The sequence below is a fragment of the Vibrio nitrifigilis genome, assembly GCF_015686695.1.
Taxonomy (GTDB): Bacteria; Pseudomonadota; Gammaproteobacteria; order Enterobacterales; family Vibrionaceae; genus Vibrio; species Vibrio nitrifigilis.
Window position 1 is genome coordinate 1,427,037 of record NZ_JADPMR010000001.1, and the last position, 17,015, is coordinate 1,444,051.

16 protein-coding genes and 2 tRNA genes are annotated in these 17,015 nt (G+C 42.8%); 5 read left to right on the plus strand and 13 right to left on the minus strand.

All coding sequences use genetic code 11. The features are described from left to right. Positions 1 to 10: 10 nt before the first annotated feature. The 5 genes from I1A42_RS06410 to I1A42_RS06430 form a co-directional block, all read right to left on the minus strand. Positions 11 to 1,132, minus strand: a complete 1,122-nt coding sequence (locus I1A42_RS06410) for an ABC transporter permease (RefSeq protein ID WP_230389344.1) — start codon at positions 1,130 to 1,132, stop codon at positions 11 to 13. Beyond that, positions 1,125 to 2,276 carry an ABC transporter permease gene (locus I1A42_RS06415; protein ID WP_196122953.1) on the minus strand — a complete coding sequence of 384 codons (1,152 nt, stop codon included), beginning with the start codon at positions 2,274 to 2,276 and terminating at the stop codon, positions 1,125 to 1,127. The genes I1A42_RS06410 and I1A42_RS06415 overlap by 8 nt, the downstream gene beginning before the upstream one ends. Beyond that, positions 2,276 to 3,256 (minus strand): HlyD family secretion protein, encoded by a 981-nt coding sequence (locus tag I1A42_RS06420; RefSeq protein ID WP_196122954.1) that lies wholly within the window; start codon positions 3,254 to 3,256, stop codon positions 2,276 to 2,278. The genes I1A42_RS06415 and I1A42_RS06420 overlap by 1 nt, the downstream gene beginning before the upstream one ends. Positions 3,257 to 3,266: 10 nt before the next feature. After that, a complete protein-coding gene (locus tag I1A42_RS06425; protein WP_196123781.1) occupies positions 3,267 to 4,661 on the minus strand; it encodes a TolC family protein in 1,395 nt (464 codons plus the stop codon). A gap of 292 nt (positions 4,662 to 4,953) precedes the next feature. Next, on the minus strand, positions 4,954 to 5,187 hold the full coding sequence (locus I1A42_RS06430) for a hypothetical protein (RefSeq protein WP_161156154.1): 234 nt from the start codon (positions 5,185 to 5,187) through the stop codon (positions 4,954 to 4,956). 614 nt (positions 5,188 to 5,801) lie between these two features. Between I1A42_RS06430 and I1A42_RS06435 the strand changes: the two genes are divergently transcribed. Then, a complete protein-coding gene (locus I1A42_RS06435; RefSeq protein ID WP_202436449.1) occupies positions 5,802 to 6,773 on the plus strand; it encodes a chemotaxis protein CheV in 972 nt (323 codons plus the stop codon). 240 nt (positions 6,774 to 7,013) lie between these two features. Continuing rightward, positions 7,014 to 7,694 (plus strand): DUF2726 domain-containing protein, encoded by a 681-nt coding sequence (locus I1A42_RS06440; protein ID WP_196122955.1) that lies wholly within the window; start codon positions 7,014 to 7,016, stop codon positions 7,692 to 7,694. Positions 7,695 to 7,717: 23 nt separating this feature from the next. Here the strand turns inward: I1A42_RS06440 and I1A42_RS06445 are convergent, their stop codons facing one another. Continuing rightward, on the minus strand, positions 7,718 to 8,794 hold the full coding sequence (locus tag I1A42_RS06445) for a GGDEF domain-containing protein (RefSeq protein ID WP_329604805.1): 1,077 nt from the start codon (positions 8,792 to 8,794) through the stop codon (positions 7,718 to 7,720). A gap of 294 nt (positions 8,795 to 9,088) precedes the next feature. Between I1A42_RS06445 and I1A42_RS06450 the strand changes: the two genes are divergently transcribed. Continuing rightward, a tRNA-Val gene (locus tag I1A42_RS06450) sits at positions 9,089 to 9,165 on the plus strand. A 22-nt stretch (positions 9,166 to 9,187) separates the two neighbouring features. Next, positions 9,188 to 9,264 (plus strand) — tRNA-Val (locus I1A42_RS06455). A gap of 160 nt (positions 9,265 to 9,424) precedes the next feature. Here the strand turns inward: I1A42_RS06455 and I1A42_RS06460 are convergent. Beyond that, on the minus strand, positions 9,425 to 10,183 hold the full coding sequence (locus tag I1A42_RS06460) for a DeoR/GlpR family DNA-binding transcription regulator (protein ID WP_196122957.1): 759 nt from the start codon (positions 10,181 to 10,183) through the stop codon (positions 9,425 to 9,427). Between the two features lie 167 nt (positions 10,184 to 10,350). On the opposite strand from I1A42_RS06460, the gene I1A42_RS06465 reads away from it, so the two are divergent. Beyond that, positions 10,351 to 11,328, plus strand: coding sequence for a Gfo/Idh/MocA family protein (locus I1A42_RS06465; protein WP_196122958.1), 978 nt, complete (start codon positions 10,351 to 10,353; stop codon positions 11,326 to 11,328). Positions 11,329 to 11,390: 62 nt separating this feature from the next. Here the strand turns inward: I1A42_RS06465 and I1A42_RS06470 are convergent, their stop codons facing one another. The 6 genes from I1A42_RS06470 to I1A42_RS06495 form a co-directional block, all read right to left on the minus strand. Further along, positions 11,391 to 11,909, minus strand: a complete 519-nt coding sequence (locus I1A42_RS06470) for a cupin domain-containing protein (RefSeq protein WP_196122959.1) — start codon at positions 11,907 to 11,909, stop codon at positions 11,391 to 11,393. A 277-nt stretch (positions 11,910 to 12,186) separates the two neighbouring features. After that, the gene (locus tag I1A42_RS06475) at positions 12,187 to 13,098 is read right to left on the minus strand and encodes an AraC family transcriptional regulator (RefSeq protein WP_161156072.1); all 912 of its coding nucleotides are present in this window, start codon (positions 13,096 to 13,098) and stop codon (positions 12,187 to 12,189) included. Between the two features lie 309 nt (positions 13,099 to 13,407). Continuing rightward, positions 13,408 to 14,277, minus strand: coding sequence for an aldo/keto reductase (locus I1A42_RS06480; protein ID WP_161156070.1), 870 nt, complete (start codon positions 14,275 to 14,277; stop codon positions 13,408 to 13,410). A 183-nt stretch (positions 14,278 to 14,460) separates the two neighbouring features. Continuing rightward, the gene (locus I1A42_RS06485) at positions 14,461 to 15,657 is read right to left on the minus strand and encodes an MFS transporter (RefSeq protein WP_230389345.1); all 1,197 of its coding nucleotides are present in this window, start codon (positions 15,655 to 15,657) and stop codon (positions 14,461 to 14,463) included. A gap of 229 nt (positions 15,658 to 15,886) precedes the next feature. Next, positions 15,887 to 16,411 carry a chromate transporter gene (locus tag I1A42_RS06490; RefSeq protein ID WP_161156068.1) on the minus strand — a complete coding sequence of 175 codons (525 nt, stop codon included), beginning with the start codon at positions 16,409 to 16,411 and terminating at the stop codon, positions 15,887 to 15,889. Between the two features lie 3 nt (positions 16,412 to 16,414). Then, positions 16,415 to 16,978, minus strand: coding sequence for a chromate transporter (locus I1A42_RS06495; protein WP_196122960.1), 564 nt, complete (start codon positions 16,976 to 16,978; stop codon positions 16,415 to 16,417). Positions 16,979 to 17,015: the final 37 nt, after the last annotated feature.

Genomic DNA, 17,015 nt, shown 5'->3' on the forward strand with positions numbered 1-17,015 from the left:
GCGAGTGCGCTCAACGTCCACGGCGTTTGAACTGCCAATACGCTAACCCTCCCCAAATCAGTGCCTGTCCCCAAAGCAGAGTCCATTGTGGTGCGATTTGCTGCCATGTCGCTCCCATTTGATTGAGGGCGAGGAAACCTTGAATGGCGGGGGTACTTGGAAAACAGTCTGCAAGCCAAACGAGCGCCTTAGGCATGCTTTCCAGTGGCCAAATGAATCCTGCAGAAAAGACTAATGGCATTGAACTTACCAGCACGACTAATGTGACGTATTCTCGATGTGGCGTCCAGGCACCTAAAAAGATTCCGATCAAACAGCTAGTGATTAAAAACGGCAGTAACAGAGTGACTAATGCGCTAGTTGAAGCAACACGATTGATGCCGTGAAATGAAAAACTGCCGCCAAAATAATACATGCTAAGTACGTAGTACACGGCGACTAACACGACTAACCTAACAACCATTACTTTTCCGACAGACAATTGATTCCAATAACCGTGTTGATGCTTTTGTGTACCACCGATTAGGCCTGAAGCCATAATCATCGTCTGCTGTAAAATGAGCACAAAAACAGCCGGAACAACATAATCGACATATCCCATACGGGTGTTAAACGTCGGTTTCAAATTGATCTTTGAGGGAGCGTATTCACGTGTCGCACTTTCTATAGACTCTCCGCTGCTGAGTAACCGAGTTATTTTAGCTTTAGCAGACAAGGTACCTGCTGCCGTTGTTAAACCTTCGACCACGGTACCATAAACAAGAAAGTAAGAAGCATCGCCTGCAAATGCGAGCGTGGGTTGGGTGCCGAGCACTAAATCACGATAAAAGTGTTCCGGTATTACTAAGTAGCCAGCAATATTGTGATCTAAGAAGCTCTGTTGCGCCTCTTTTAGCGCATTTAAACGCTGTACAATATGCAGTTGTGGCGTGGCATCTATCATGCGTTCGAGCTGATAGCTTGCTTGGCTTTTATCCAAATTTACCACGGCTATTTTCTGTTCCCGAGGGGTCTGATGCTGATAGGGAAGGGGGTAGAGAAACGAGTAAAAAAACACACCACCAAAAACAGTAAGTAAAACAACAGAGTTGGTGAATAAAGCGCGTATTTCCCACCATAGAGGTTTAATCATGTCGTTGGCTCCCATGCGCTGTATTTTGCTGTGTTCTCCAGTGAATCAAACCTAATCCGATCAGGAGCGGCACGAGATAGATCACCATATACCCCATGGGTTTCAGTGACTCAACGATACCTAAACCATAATTGGTTTGATTGATTTGCACATTGATATAGTGACTGATGGGGAGCAAATCACGCCAGAACGTTGCCAGCGATCCCATATTCGTTGCCGGAAAGGTAATGCCCATAAAGGCAAAGCTTGGCGCTGTGTATGCGGCGGCGAAACTCAGACTTCTGGCTGCATCCAGAGTTAAGAAATAAATCATCACACCCACAATGACACAGGCTAAGATGGTCAGCCACTGAGCAATCAGTAATACCGTGAGTTGCCCATGCTGAGGCCAATCAAGAAACGAATAAAAAAACCATAAGTAGCCTGCACCTTGCAAAGCAAACAATAAACAGTAAGGCGTTAATGTTCTCAACAGGTTGGTGTAGGGAGTGTTGCCAAGCCACAGGGATAATCCTGAGTTTCGATGCCAAGTCGATAGGATTAAAATCGTACTGGCCACGATAACAATTTGCCATAACGCAGGAATAATGCCCGAAACAAGAAACTGGGCATAGTTCATATTGAGATTAAATAGAGCCGTCATTTGAGTTTGGATTGGAACGGCTTTTCCTAATGCACTAGTGAACGTTTGTTGTCCTGAAACAAGTTGGTTGGCAACGCTTAGTTTCGCGTTAAAAGTATTTTGCACCAAGGCAACAGCAGAGTTGACCAACTTACCAGTCAGGATATATTGGCTGTTATAGAACGTGGTTATTTGAGGTTGACGATGAAGTTGAACATCACGATCAAAACCATAAGGAATCACCGTGTAGGCGTAAATATGACTTTGAATTAAATCGGCCTTGGCTTGCGCTTGAGAAGGGTATACCCGAATCACAGATAAGGTCGACGTTGCATTTAAATCACGGGTAAAACTTCGTGATAATTCACTGTGGGATAGGTCTACCACCCCCACTGGCAATGAGCGTACGATAGCTGCAGAAAATATCCACCATAGAATAATTGCCAGAAAAATAGGGACCCAAAGCAAGCATGTTTGTAGCCATGGATCGCGCTTTAATAATCGCCATTGAACCGAGAACATTAAGGGGCGAGCTCCACAGCGACACTCATGCCCATGCGCAAACCTGGCGTTGGTGTTATGGGGCGGGCTTCCACTTCGAATGTACGTAGATCAAAGCCTTGGGCCGAATCTGTTGAGCGCCATGTCGCGAAGTCACCCATTACGACGAGATGGGTGACTTTAAACGTCACATCCTGTTTTAACGCTGGTACGTAGGCTTTAATGATTGCCCCTTTTTGAAAATGGCCTAATAGATCTTCGCGGACATTGAATACCGCCCATGTGTCTTGTGTGTCGATAACCGTGACCACAGGGAACCCTTGTGGCGCTAATTCTCCACTGTGTAACAAGACTTGAGAAACTTCGCCATTAAACCAGCTACTGATTTTAGTATCGGCCGCATAGGCTTCGACTTCGGCTACGGCACCGGCGGCGGCTTTTGCTTTTTCTGTGGCAGCTTGTATCGTTTCCTGGCGAGCCCCTTCTTGGGCGAGTTTAAACATTTGCATGGCGGCACTTTCGGTATATTTAGCGGCTTGCCATTGTGTTTGTGCTTCATCACGTTTCTGTTCAGCGACCACACCATCTTTATATAGATTGTTAACGCGCAGGTAGGTTTTTTCAGCCAGTTCTGCTGCCGCTTTGGCTTTTAGCCATTTGTCTTTGGCTGCTTGAATTTGTTGGGTACGCGCACCATTCTTGGCTTCTTCTTCCATCGCTCCAGCCGCCTTTTGCCCAGCTATCGCTTGTTCGAGTTTTGCTTCAATTTCTGGGCTATGAAGGGTAAATACGAGATCGCCTTTACTGATCGTATCTCCCTTGCGCACAAACACTTGATCGATACGGCCTGCGACTTTAGAAGAGATACTGTACTGTTGTGACTCAATCTGACCTTGCAGCTTAATAGGTTGTGGTTGATAGGCAACGTAAAAGGCATAGAGAATCCAGCCAACCAGAGCCAGTGCGAACAGTGCCACTACCGATGTTTTTATTGCTTTCATAGGTACCCCTTTATGGACGCTTAACCGACGGCATTTGCGTCGATGTTTGGCCGTGAGTTAACAATACAGCGGAGTGACGATAATGTTGGAATGTCGTCATTTCGCTACTCAATGCCAGTAGCTTTGTCAGCGCGATGAGATAATTGAAACTTGCCACAGATTGCTGAGTTTGAATGCTCGCTTGATTCAATTCAGCATCAACGACATCCACGGAAGTCGACAATCCCTGATTGAATGCTTTTTCTCTTAATCGAAGGTTTTCTTTCGCCAGTGTCAAACTGGATTGTAAACCTTGTACTTCCTCAAGGGCCTGCTCAGCTTGTTGATATGTACGCTGGACCAACACACTTAAATCTTCTTTAGCTTGAGCTTTTAAATAGCGAATTTGAGTAATCGCACTGGCTGCTGCTTTTACTTGATCGCTACGCCCAGTATTTTCCATTAACGGAATACTCACACCAATACCAACCATCCAATCAGGGTTTAAATCACTGACAACCGAATCGTCCTCGTAGAGATTGTAATTTCCGTACAGATAAACCTGCGGAGAATATTTACCATACTGAGCTTTTTTTAAATTTTGCGCCTGGTTTTGTTTCGCATCGAGAATGGCAAGTCCAGGGTAGGTGGTCAATGTTTGCTCGGTAAACGCCGCCATTGGAGGTAAATCCGTATTGATAAACAGTGGATCGCCAGGTTCCACTAAAGTGGATTGGCCTAGAATTTTAGTCAGAGCACTTTGAGCAATATCGAGGCTCTTTTGTGCTTTTTTTTGCTCGACAATGGCTTTATCGAGAGAGGCATCCGCTTGCAACCTTTCAACGTGTGCAATTTGCCCTTGTTGTTCGAGTTTGGCTGCATTGTCCCTATGCTTTGTTAAGCCGATCACGACCGCTTGTCTGGTATTTAAAACTTCACGAGCCAGCACGACACTGAAATAGTATTTAGCTAAATCTTCATAGCGAGCCAGAACTTCCATTTTTAAATTCCCTTGGGCTTCATCAGCTTTACCTTGGGCGGCATCTTGCGCAGCACTGATTTGTCCACCAGTAAAAATAGGCCAAATTGCCCGAATTGATGACGTGACCACATCTTTCTGACTCAACTCTGCTGATAGTCCGCTAGAGCCTGCTAGATTGGCATTTAAGCTGGCAATGATTTGCTGTAAAGCAGAAGGAAGGGGGAGATCTAAGGTGACGGCATCGTTTAAGCGAGTGTATTGCGCCCCCACTGTTACTTGCGGCAAGTTCATTGCCCATGTGGCATCTTTTAAGTGGGTATAACGTTCAACATTCGCTCTCTCTGCGGCGAGAGAATTGTTATCTTGCTGGAGAATCTGCCAAGCTTGATCAAAGGAAATAGGGGCCGATATAGCGAATGGAGCAAAGAGTGCCAGTTGGACCATGAGGGACAATGGATAAAGTGGAATATGCAAAAATTTGATCATCGGATTCCTATTGTCGTTCATCAATGTATTTAACAATGGTATGCCACATAGTCTGACCATGTTGAGACGGAAAAAACGCAAAGAAGATCGAAGTCTGACGAAAATGTATGAATCAAGGGAGTGACGCAGTTTGGCTATAATAGGCTTGCCAACGGGTTAAGAGCGTTCGCAACAAAGGCAAATTGTGACTTTGTTTCGATGTTGTCTTATCCAGTTAGCAAGCCTCTTAATGATGAGTGACTTGCCTTGTCTAGTAGTGATGGTGACAAGGGCAGTAGTGTTCTGCTCGCCATTCAAGTTCGTGGTCGCCTTGCATGCTAAGTAGAACATCTTTTCCTGACATCTGAGGAAAAGCCATCATCACTCGCACATCGTCATGGGCATCCGAATCAACCTCGTACGCACGTACACAGGTAAATGTCGATTGCATATGACTTACAAGCATATGGCGACTAAGGCAGATTCCCAGATCATCTCGCTTCATCATTGTCCTCCTTTTCGATTGACTGAACGCTAGCACTTATTTAAGTGAGCATTCATTACGCTATTCCTGCTTATTTAATTATAGAAAAGCCCCACCAGAGTGCAGAAAAATCTTTGTGATCTTTGCGACTAAATAACATACTTTGTGCATTAAAGTGTGCGTTATTGCATATTGGTATGAGTACTACAAAATAGGTGAATTAGAGAATCTAAACTCAATTGATGCGCCTATCACTAGACGCCAATCGAAACACCATCTACATTTGTGCTAGTGATTTGTAATCGTTGAGCCGTTATTTGGTACGAACAAAAACGAAATAAGTGAATTATTTTATTAAAGAATTGCTAAAACTGGCCGTCACAGAGAGTATATAGTCTCTGATTCAATGAGTTAGATATAAAAATTCATCGGTTAAATAGCTCATAACAAAGACAGCAAGATAACAATCTGGTAGGGTAGGACGTCTGTTTTTGGAAGCAGGTACGCAAAAAGAAACAGAATAACGCTTGAATCAGCGTATTGGTCAAAAGCCGAATTCAGGCTAGGACGCCGGCGTCTTTCTGAAGTGGGCAGCAATGTAACAACGACTATCATCTCGGGACGATGTGACAATTATGAGTAAAGAAAGCAGTTCTATTCTTTTAGAAAGTGGTACCAATGAGCTTGAGATCATTGAGTTTCATTTAGAAAAAGTACTTCCGGATGGACGCACTAAAACCTGTTACTACGGAATTAACGTCGCTAAAGTACGAGAAGTTATTCGAGTTCCAGACACCACTGATTATCCAAACGCACAACCTCATATGATTGGGGTATTCTCCTCGCGTGAAATTCTGACTCCACTGGTTGATTTGGCTGGTTGGTTAGGTGTACCTGTAAGTCAAGACATCAACAAAAAGTATGTCATTGTGACGGACTTCAACCGCATGACCAATGGCTTCTTAATCGATAGCATTAGTCGCATTCACCGTATTTCATGGAATGATGTGGAATCGCCAAGTCAGTTCCTCGAATCGGGCGAACAAGATTGTGTGGTAGCCGTGGTTCGTAAAGAAGACAAACTGATCATGATCCTCGATTTCGAGAAAATCATAGCGGACATCAACCCAGAGCTGAGTATGGAAAAATACGATGTTAAGGTCGACCGTTCTGTTGACCTTAATCGTAAAATGGTGGCGAAACGTAATGGTAAAACCATTATGGTGGTGGACGATTCCGCCTTTATTCGTAGTTTGATCCAAGATACTTTAAGTTCGTCTGGTTACAACATCATTGCTTGTAAAGATGGCGGTGAGGCATTTGAAAAACTTAACGATATTGCTGCACATGCCAAAAGTGAAGGTGTGGCCGTTACCGAATTTGTAAACGCTGTGGTCACCGACGTAGAAATGCCGCGGATGGATGGTATGCACTTAGTTAAGCGTTTACGTGAGGGTGAAGCCTTTAAGGAAACACCTATCGTCATGTTCTCATCTTTGATGAGTGATGATAACCGCGCTAAAGCGATTGCGTTGGGGGCGAATGATACCATCACTAAACCTGAAATTGGCAAGATGGTAACCCTGATGGATAAGTTTGTTTTCTAATTCATTCGTTGCTTAATATTGAATCATACATAAAACGGAGCCTTTGGCTCCGTTTTGTTATTGAGTCAAGATACTTGGGAGAATGTGTAAAGTTTTTCTTGATTAACCACCGCTATCCCAATTACATTCAAGATGTTATTCGATTTTCGGCGCCTATTAGAAGCCATCATCATGGTGAGCCAAGTACGTTTTGTATACTTAACGCTAATGAACGCCATTATTTAAGGAGCTTTGCTTACTATGATTAACATTTTCATAGTGGTCGTTATCTTAGTTGTCTTTTTCTATATCACACAAAAGTATGTATTGAAGCAAGAGCAACCTTCTCAGTATCAATATCGTAAGAAAGGCTCGTTATTAAACATGTCTGAAGGGGCATTTTTTAATGCATTGGTGGAAGCGGTGGGGCAGCATGGTGTTGTTCTGGCTAAAGTGTCGATGACATCCGTTATCATTCCACATAAAACGAAGAATAAGAAACAGTGGTTTATTGCCAATAATCAGATTGCTAAAAGCTATTTTGATTATGTAGTGTGTGATTCTCGCACACTAGAACCTCGCGTGATCATCGAATTAGATAACGGACGAGAACTGGATAAAGGCAAAATTGAGCGCCAAAAATTAATTATTCAAGTCTGTAAATCTGCGGGCCTACCGCTAATTGGCGCCAATATTAAGCTCAGTTATCAAGTAGGGAGACTTCGTCGGCTTCTCGCCGCTCATATTGATTTGATTGAGCCTGATAAAGAAGTGCGCTTTTGTAAGCGTTGCGGAGCACCTATGGTGCTGAAAATTGCCACCCAAGGAGAGTTTAAAGGGCGACGTTTCTTCACTTGCAGTCGTCAGCCTCACTGTACTTATACTGAAAACTATAACGTTGTTTTTGAAGAAAATGATCACCCTGAACAATCAGATTACTGATTTATCGACAACGCTCATCCTCTTTATAAATGACTTGTTGCGGTAACTGGAACCTTTTGCTCATTGTCATCAACGGATTGCTCTGCGGTTGGGCATAGCCTAACTTGATTTCGACCACTTTTCTTCGCGCGGTAGAGCTCGTGATCTGCCATGCGAAGTAAGTCTTCAATGCGATTCCCTTCTTTGTATTCACAAATTCCTACACTCAGCGTTAAATGAATATGGTGATCATCATAAATAAAAGGGTTGGCTGCAATGAGCTTGCGAATTCTTTCGCCGATCAGATGCGCTTCATCTAACGAGCGATTAAACAGCGTAATACAAAACTCTTCACCGCCAATGCGGTAAAGGTTATCGTCGCCAACGATTTGCATCATTAATTGACTGGTTTCTATCAATACCTTATCACCAATATCGTGCCCATATTGATCGTTAACTGCCTTAAAAAAGTCGATATCGACAATCAGAAAACTCAACTCTTCTTTATCTCGATGGGTTTGAAAATATTCAAATGCGGTGGTTAACGCTAATCGATTGTGAGCACTGGTCAACGCATCTCTTGATGCAAGGTTGGACAAAGTGCTTTCTACTTCATGACGATGAAACTCGTAGGTGTGTGAAATGAGCCAGATCACTAGATAACTGGAGACTAAGTTGACCATTAAGTTAATGGTATTGAACGCAGCTAAATCAACAGTTCGATAGTAAACGATGCTGATCTGAGTAATAAACAGTAGCAGTGAAGAGATAAAACCGCGCTTAAGACCCACTAAAGAATACATCAACAGGGGGCATACCAAGGTCCAAATAAAGCCATGATTTTCGGGAGGGAGAAACAAGTTACTGACAATAAACAAAAGCAGTAAGAGATAAGTAAAACAATGAACGTCCATCTGTGTATGATGGCGTTTTTTTGCACGATGATGAATGTAAAAGGCGTACAGGGAGAATAGGATCTCCAAACTTGCCATCAGGTAGGCGTGCACATAAAAAATGCAAAACACAGCCAGAAAAACGGAAATAACCGAGAGTGAAACACTTATTCCTGAGAGGACAGAGGACCTTATATTATGGGAACTATCAAAAAGTTTCGCATCCATGCAGCTAGCCAAGTTAATTGATATTATGGTTATTGTTTGTACAGTTCTATATTACCTTTTTAGGGGGATGAGTAAATCTATTTTTGAATCTGATTCACAAAAAGTGATAGAAAGCTCGCTTTCGCATTACCATTACACATTGAGTACGCAAAAAATAAAACGTAGTACTAAAATAATGATTCGCATAAAAAAACAGCAAAATGGTGTCATAAAAGCCAATTGAATCAAAAAGTAAAAAAATAGACTTGCACCCGTGATGAACACTCGTTAATATCCTTCTCGTTCCCAAACAGTGCGTCCGTAGCTCAGCTGGTTAGAGTATCGCCTTGACATGGCGGGGGTCGGTGGTTCGAGTCCACTCGGACGCACCATTGGTTTGGAACACTACACAGTGCGTCCATAGCTCAGTTGGTTAGAGTATCGCCTTGACATGGCGGGGGTCGGTGGTTCGAGTCCACTTGGACGCACCAAAATTCTAAAACAAAGCCCGCTTATTGCGGGCTTTGTTGTTTCTGGCGAATCGGTTTACCTAAAATGCCAAAAGAGGTGGGTCAGCAATGTATCTTTATCCCAACTCTAGTTGGGTAAAATTAGAGCATAAGTAGAATTGGAATAGCCTAGTCTATGCTGCTATTTATTTTCGTTTAATAATATCAACTCAACGCCATACTGTTCTAACTTCTCTAGGATATTCTTTGGCGGCTTATCCGCAGTGATTAAGCAGTCGATATCTTGCCAACGGCATGATTGGTAAGGCAGTTGGGTATTAAACTTATTCGACGTTGCAACGAGGATCACTTTTGCCGATTGCTCAGCCATCGCTCGCTTTAAAGTTGCATCATTTTCATTATCAGCCGTAATACCCGCGTCAGAAAGAGCACTGACTCCAATGAACGCAAGGTTTGCCCGATACTTACCAATTTGTTCAACCGTCGTATTACCTAATATTGTGTGAGAAAATTCATCGAATTCTCCGCCTAACACACATTTGCGAATCTGTTTTTTACCCATCAAGGCATTCACGCTTTCCAGCGAGTTAGTGATGATGGTTGACTCTGTTTCAAGCTGTTGAGCCAATAACATATTGGTCGTTCCTGCATCCAAAAAAACCGTATCACTGGGTTTAATTAATGAGGCCGCTAGTACCGCTAACTTTTGTTTTGTCGGGTTGGGTTCATTTCTTTGCGAGAATGATCGGTGAATTTGCGATTCGTTAAGTATCGCTCCGCCACGAATGCGCAGGATTCCTGGTATTGTGCCAAGCTTTACTAAGTCTCTTCTGGCTGAGTCGTAAGAAATATCAAAGCGTTCACAGATAAACTCTAAAGTCACTTTACCGTGTTCTCTCAGATAAGATTCCAATTCTATTAGGCGTTCTTCTTGGGTCATGAGATCAATTTTATATGTTCGTTTAACTGGGATCATAATTGTTTATAAGTGATTATGCACGTTATTTCAATTTTATAAGTATTAATAAGTGATTTTAACTTGATCTTATACGTGATTTTACGGATATTAGCACCTGTTTATACGTTTTTATAAGTAAAGGTAAGTGTATGCGGTTAGGCATCATAGGGGCGGGAAACATCGTTAAGATGTGTTTGGATGCGTTAGAGCACATCGAAGACATTGATTGCTGTGCATTATTTGTGCGAGAGACCAGTCTTGAGAAAGGACAAGCACTGTGTGCACAGTATGGCATCTCAAAACTCTATAGTGATTATCAGGAAATGCTCAACGATGAGGATATTGAGTTTGTTTACATTGGTATTCCCAATAACATGCATTTTGAATATGCACTTGCAGCACTAGAGGCCAATAAGCATGTTATTTGTGAAAAGCCGTTTACTAACACAGTAGAAGAGTTAGTGACACTCAATGAACTTGCCAAACAAAGGTCATTGTTTCTATTTGAAGCGGTCACTAACATTCATTCCCCTAATGTGGCTTTATTCAAAGACTATTTACCCAAGATAGGGCAGGTTAAATTGGTGCAAGGGAATTATTCTCAGCTATCAAGCCGTTACGCCAATTATCTTCAGGAAATTGTTCACCCAGCTTTTGATCCTGCTTGCTCTGGTGGTGCGCTTTACGATATCAATATCTATAACATTCACCTTGCTTGTTATCTTTTCGGTAAACCAGAAAATGTCCAGTACAGTTTTAACCGTGGATTTAATGGTGTCGATACATCAGGTGTAATGTTATTAACGTATCCAGACTTCATTGCTGTATGCGCCGGCGCAAAAGATTCGGCAAGTGATGGGCATTTTACTGTTCAGGGGGAAGAAGGATATTTAGTGATCCGCGGTACTCCTAATATTGTTCCTTCACTTGAACTCCACATTGGCGGTGAAAAAGTAGTATGCAATCTTCATGATGTGGATAACCATATGGTGTATGAGTTTAGAGCGTTCGAGCAGATGTTTGCGGCTCGCCAATATGAGCAATGTTATGGATTACTGCAACACTCAGTCGATGTTATGACGATTCTACAGGCGGGTAAGCAGCAATTGGATGTACCGATTGCCTAATTAATAGAATCGGTATCAATAGCCTCGTTTATATGAGGCTATTCTATGGGCACTGTTTTCAATTATTGCTCTAAACTCAACCGGTTCGCTTTGGCATAATCGTCATCTGCGACCTGTTCTTTCCAAACAACATTTTTGCCTTGCGCATTAGCTGCGGTCACTACAAAGTGCGTCATAGGGTCTTTTGTTGTGGCTCCGTGCCAATGGTCGATCCCCGGTGGACACCAAACTGCTTCTCCAGGATGAAATGTCAGCACTGTACCATCTCGAGTCACCGTTATTGCGGTACCCGCTGTTACAATCATATGTTGACCTGCTGGATGGGAATGCCAAGCTGTGCGCGCTCCTTTGGCAAAGGTAACGTAAGCACCAGAATAGTGAGCGATATCGTTACTCGGAAAGGCCATTTTGACATGCACTTTACCGGAAAAGTATTGGGTAGACCCATCAAACTCAGCTTGATTCACACCACGGTACACTTGCTGTGAGGCTACAGCATTATTGATTGTAAGCGTTGTGATAATGAGGACAGGCACTGTTAATAAACTGGTCGCCCATCGTCCCTTAGTTAAATGTCTCATCGTTTTCCCTTATTCGTGAAAATAGCAGTGAAGTGCTAAATCAATGTTCACCCATATTCAATGAGGGGAACAAGGTTTAGCTACATTAACTAATCTAAGGTGGGGAAGGTAAACAGCGTTATCCTGATCGTCCGATATCTTTGCCTAATTAATTTAGGCAAAGATGAGTTATGTAACCAGATATAACAATAGATCAGCGAGGGCTTATCTATTGGGGTTCATTATTGAGGGACATTGATATCTTATGTCGCGTTTTTATCTATCCATTCCCCCGCTATTACAACGTATCTTCAGCGCGTAATGCTTTGATGTCTTTTGCTGGTGGCGCACCAAATTGACGGCTATATTCACGGCTAAACTGTGATGGACTTTCATAGCCAACTTTAAATGTGGTGGACATGGCATCCAGATTTTCCGTCAACATTAAACGTCTTGCTTCACTAAGGCGTAATGTCTTTTGGAACTGGAGTGGCGTCATCGATGTCATCGAGCGAAAGTGGGTGTAAAAAGCTGATTTACTCATTCCACAATTGGATGCTAATTCGCTGACACTGAGAGGTTGGACAAAATTCTTTTTCAACCAATTGATAGCTTTGGATATTTGATGGCTATGGCTGCCGAATGTCACTATTTGGTTGAGACGACTGCCTTGTTCTGAGGAAAGCAGTCGATAAAAAATTTCACGTTTAATTATTGGAGCTAGAATAGCGATATTTTCTTCTTCATCTAATAGTGATAAGAGCCTAACGAAAGCATCAAGTAGGGAATCTGAAAGTTCACCAATAGCGATGCCTTTTTCGGCCTTTTGATGTTTGGAAAAGCTGAGTTGACTTTCAGTAATCAACGCCGATATTTCTGGCAGGTCTAACTCCATGATGATGCCTAAGTAAGGCGATTCTTCAGACGCTTCGATAATATTGGCAATGACGGGTAAATCCACAGAAGAGATCAAAAAATGGTTAGTATCATAAATAAACGTATCTTCTCCCAAGATCACACGTTTCTTGCCATTAGCGATCAAGCAAATTGACGCTTTATGGGTATAGCTAGTCGGCGGTGTCGGTGACGTCCAGTGACTTAATCGTAAACCTTTAATACCCGTATCAAACTGATTAGTATTCTCTGTCCACTTTTGAATGAGACTTGCTAAGCGCTGAGTGGCATTTTTAGTTTGCTGCGAATCGTTCATATGTACTCCACTTAGAAAACCAGCTTTTATGAAGATAGTATCAAATTCATATTGGCTAAAATATGGTTGCCTGTCCTTGTTATGTTCGACAAGTTTTTTATTTTTCTATTGTTGTCTTGTTACCCAATGCAAACATAAAAAACAGGCCGTCATGGCCTGGATAAAGTTCAATCCTTTGAACATCAGCAGTGGATACCTGTTATGTGTAGAAAGGCAATATAGTGGCCTTTGGTTGCAATTATTTTCGGGAAGGTAGTTACGGGGACAGGCACGATAAGAGTTGGTGCCTGTCCTTGTTAATTTATTTCTCTAATCGTGAATTTTTACGCCTAAACAACCACGAACAAATTGCGGATTAAAGTGTTTTACGGCTTCTCCCACATAACCCAAATCTAACGTATTAATTTGTTCCATTTCGGCGCTTGATAATTCGAAATCCCAAATATCAAAATTCTGTTTGATGCGTTCATTGTGCGTAGATTTCGGAATCACTGTTACGCCTCGTTGCATATTCCAGCGTAAGATAACTTGAGCAACACTCTTACCATGTTGTGCAGCAATGCTGAGCAACATTTTATCTTCAAATGGCTGATGACGTCCGCCCCCCAACGGTGCCCATGCTTCAGGTTGAACGTTATAATATTTCATCGTTTCAACTGCTTCAGGTTGAGCAAAATATGGGTGTAGTTCCACCTGATTGACCATAGGTGTGACTTTTACGGTTTCACAGAAATTAGCGAGTACATGAGCGTAGAAATTTGAGACACCAATAGACTTTAATTTGCCTTCCTCATACGCGTCTTCAAGTGCACGCCATGCACTAAAGTAATCTCCCATTGCTTGGTGAAGTAGATATAAATCAAAGTAGTCCAAGCCTGCTTTTTGAAGGGATGATTCAATCCCTGCTTTGGCCATATCGTAATTGGCCATATCTTGCACCCACAGTTTTGAGGTGATAAATAACTCGTCACGGGTGCAAACTCCTTCGGCAATCGCTTCGCGTACGGCATCGCCAACCGCGTCTTCATTTCCATAAACAGCAGCAGTATCGATAAGACGGTATCCAGCACGAATCGCACTCAGAACCGATTGTTTGCACTCTTCTTTATCGGTGACTTGAAAAACGCCAAATCCAGCCATCGGCATTTTAAGGTTGTTATTTAATGTTGTATATTCCATCGAGAATATCTCCACTCTGCTGATTATTTAAATGAACTCACTGAGTGAACATCATCATGTTCATGATCTCAACGAGAGAGAAATTATGCCACGGTAGCTTATTATTTAGTTTGCCTGATACTCGGCATTGTTTGCCTAAAATTCCATATTTTAAAAATTCAAAAGAGCAAAGGCATTATTATATTAGGTCATTACTTGCGTCTTTGGTTTTTTGGTACGGTACCATGTGATCAGTACGGTGATTGAACCAAATAAAGCAAGAACCCCATATCCACATGCTACTTGTAATAAATGATAGTGTTGCGAGAAGCGTCCCGCGATGTAAGTAGGAACAGCAGCACCTATGTATGAAGTGGTGTAAATTACCGAGAGTACATTTGCCCGTTCTTCCGCTAATAATCCTTGAATCATGGTCTGGATACTGCCAGATAAGACTAACCCTTGTGTAATACCTGCCAGCACACTGGCAATTAAAAATGGTAGTAACGACCCTTGGTGTAGTGAAAACAAAATGGCAATAACGCAAAGCGTAAATAGCAACATGCCATACCGTTGCGCTTTAGAGGCTGACATCTTACTGGCAATAGAGGCCCCAATTGAGCTGGGTGCCATGATAGCTGCAAACACACATGCAGCGGCAATTGCGCTATTGGAATGCAGTTGCTCTCGCGCCATAGCAGGACCGAAAGCTTGAAAGAAACCGCCAAGCGCCCAAGTGCAAATAAAGGTACACGCTGCAATAGGAAATGCCTGTCGTGCTGTTTGGGGTAATCTAAAGTTTGGTTTAAGAGAGGAAATCGCACCTGGCCGTTTGTGCATTGTTTCTTGGGCTCGAATGCTCATTAATAAACACACGACTAGAATGATAAACGCGATAAGAAAAGGTAATTGACGTGGGAGGACACCAGCATCAAATATCACTCCCGATCCTAATCCACCGAAGGTGAGCCCAGTCATTGGCCCACAACTGATTACCGCTGGTGCAACCCAGCTAGGTACTGATTTAGCATGGTCGGCGACCCATGCTGCTAATGCAGTTGTTGCTAGGCCACAAGATAGCCCTTGTAGTAAACGACCGCCAATAAGTTGGTAAGTTGAATGTAAGTTAATGAAGAAAATAAGCGATAAAGCAGCGAGTAGCAGTGCGGTGATCGATACAACTTTTCTCCCTAAAAAATTGGACAAACGTCCAAGTAATACCAGCGCAATCACTGCCCCTAGAAAATACACCACAGAACTAAGGGATAAACCTAAGTAACTAATGTGGTCTTCGGTTTGATACACACCATATAACGGAATAGCAGTGGCTGCCGTAAAGTACGTAGCCATTAACGACAATGCAGCACTGATAAAAGAAAAAGGGGTTGTTTGATTGTTCAAAAGGGCATCCTTATCGAGCAGTGACGAGAGTGAAGCTGATTGTGCCAATGAGAATGCAATTATAAGAGTCAACCCAAACAGGAGATTGCCCAATATTCCGGAAATATTGCTTGTTGCTACATAACTGCTTTTATTGAAAATGTGAGAGGTTAGTGGCGGGCTTAATTTGGCGTTAAATAAGGAGATAGGTAAATAGCCGCAATCCATTGCTACATTGCGGCTTTTATCGTTACATCAAGATAGCGCCATAGGCTAGGCTAAAAGCAATAACCAATGTTGGGTGTATTTTAAAGCGGTTAAGCGCAAATGCTGATGCAACAAATAGAATCACAAAGTGGATCGGAAATTCAGTGAAGGCTTGGGCAAACAGTTTATAGGTAAGGGCGGCCATCAGAACCGTGACAACTGGCAGTACCCATTGGCTCATGGCTTTCACTTTGGGTGAATTACGAAATTTGTACAGGACACTGAGAGCGACAATCATAATGATCAACGTTGGGGCGACCGTTGCAATCAGCGCGATGGCAGCGCCCGGAGCACCGGCAATTTGGTAGCCGATGTAACCAGACATCTTCGTCGCTATTGGGCTTGGTAGGGCATTGCCCAATGCTAACACTTCAGAAAATTGTCCGGTTGTCATCCAGTGATAATGGCCCACCACTTGATCTTCAATGAGTGGAATTATCGCCGGTCCGCCGCCATAACCCACAATATTGGGAATAAAAAAGGCGAGAAAAATATCAAGATAAAGCATGGGTTATGATTCCGTTTCTGAAGGTTTTAATCTCGGGGATGGTTTGAATAATGCCGCCAATAGGATGGCTGCAATCACGAGTCCTGGGTGGATATGAAGTAAATCAATGAGGACAAAGGCTACTACACACATAATGCAGGTAGCGATGATACCGATCGCTTTGTAGCCTTTTTTGAAAAAATCCCAGGTCAGTTTGGTTAGCATCCACGTTACAACAGGGACGACGCCATGAGCCATGCCTGCCACCCAAGGTTTATCGCGGTATTGATTCAGTAATGATAGGCCAGCAATCATCACAATCACGAGAGGAACCATAACGGAGATCACCGCCAATAACATGCCCACATATCCACCCACCTTATAACCGATGTAGCCGGCCATTTTAGTCGCGATTGGGCCGGGTAAGGTGTTACCAATTGCCAGCACGTTCGAAAATTCATCGTCGTCCATCCACTTATAGCGATTCACGACTTCGGCGTGTACTAATGGAATCATAGTAGGGCCTCCACCAAATCCGAATATGCCAATCCGGAAAAAGGCGAGGAACAGATCGATCCAGTTTTTCATTGTCAGTGTTTTTCCTTAAACGTTCTTTTCATGATGA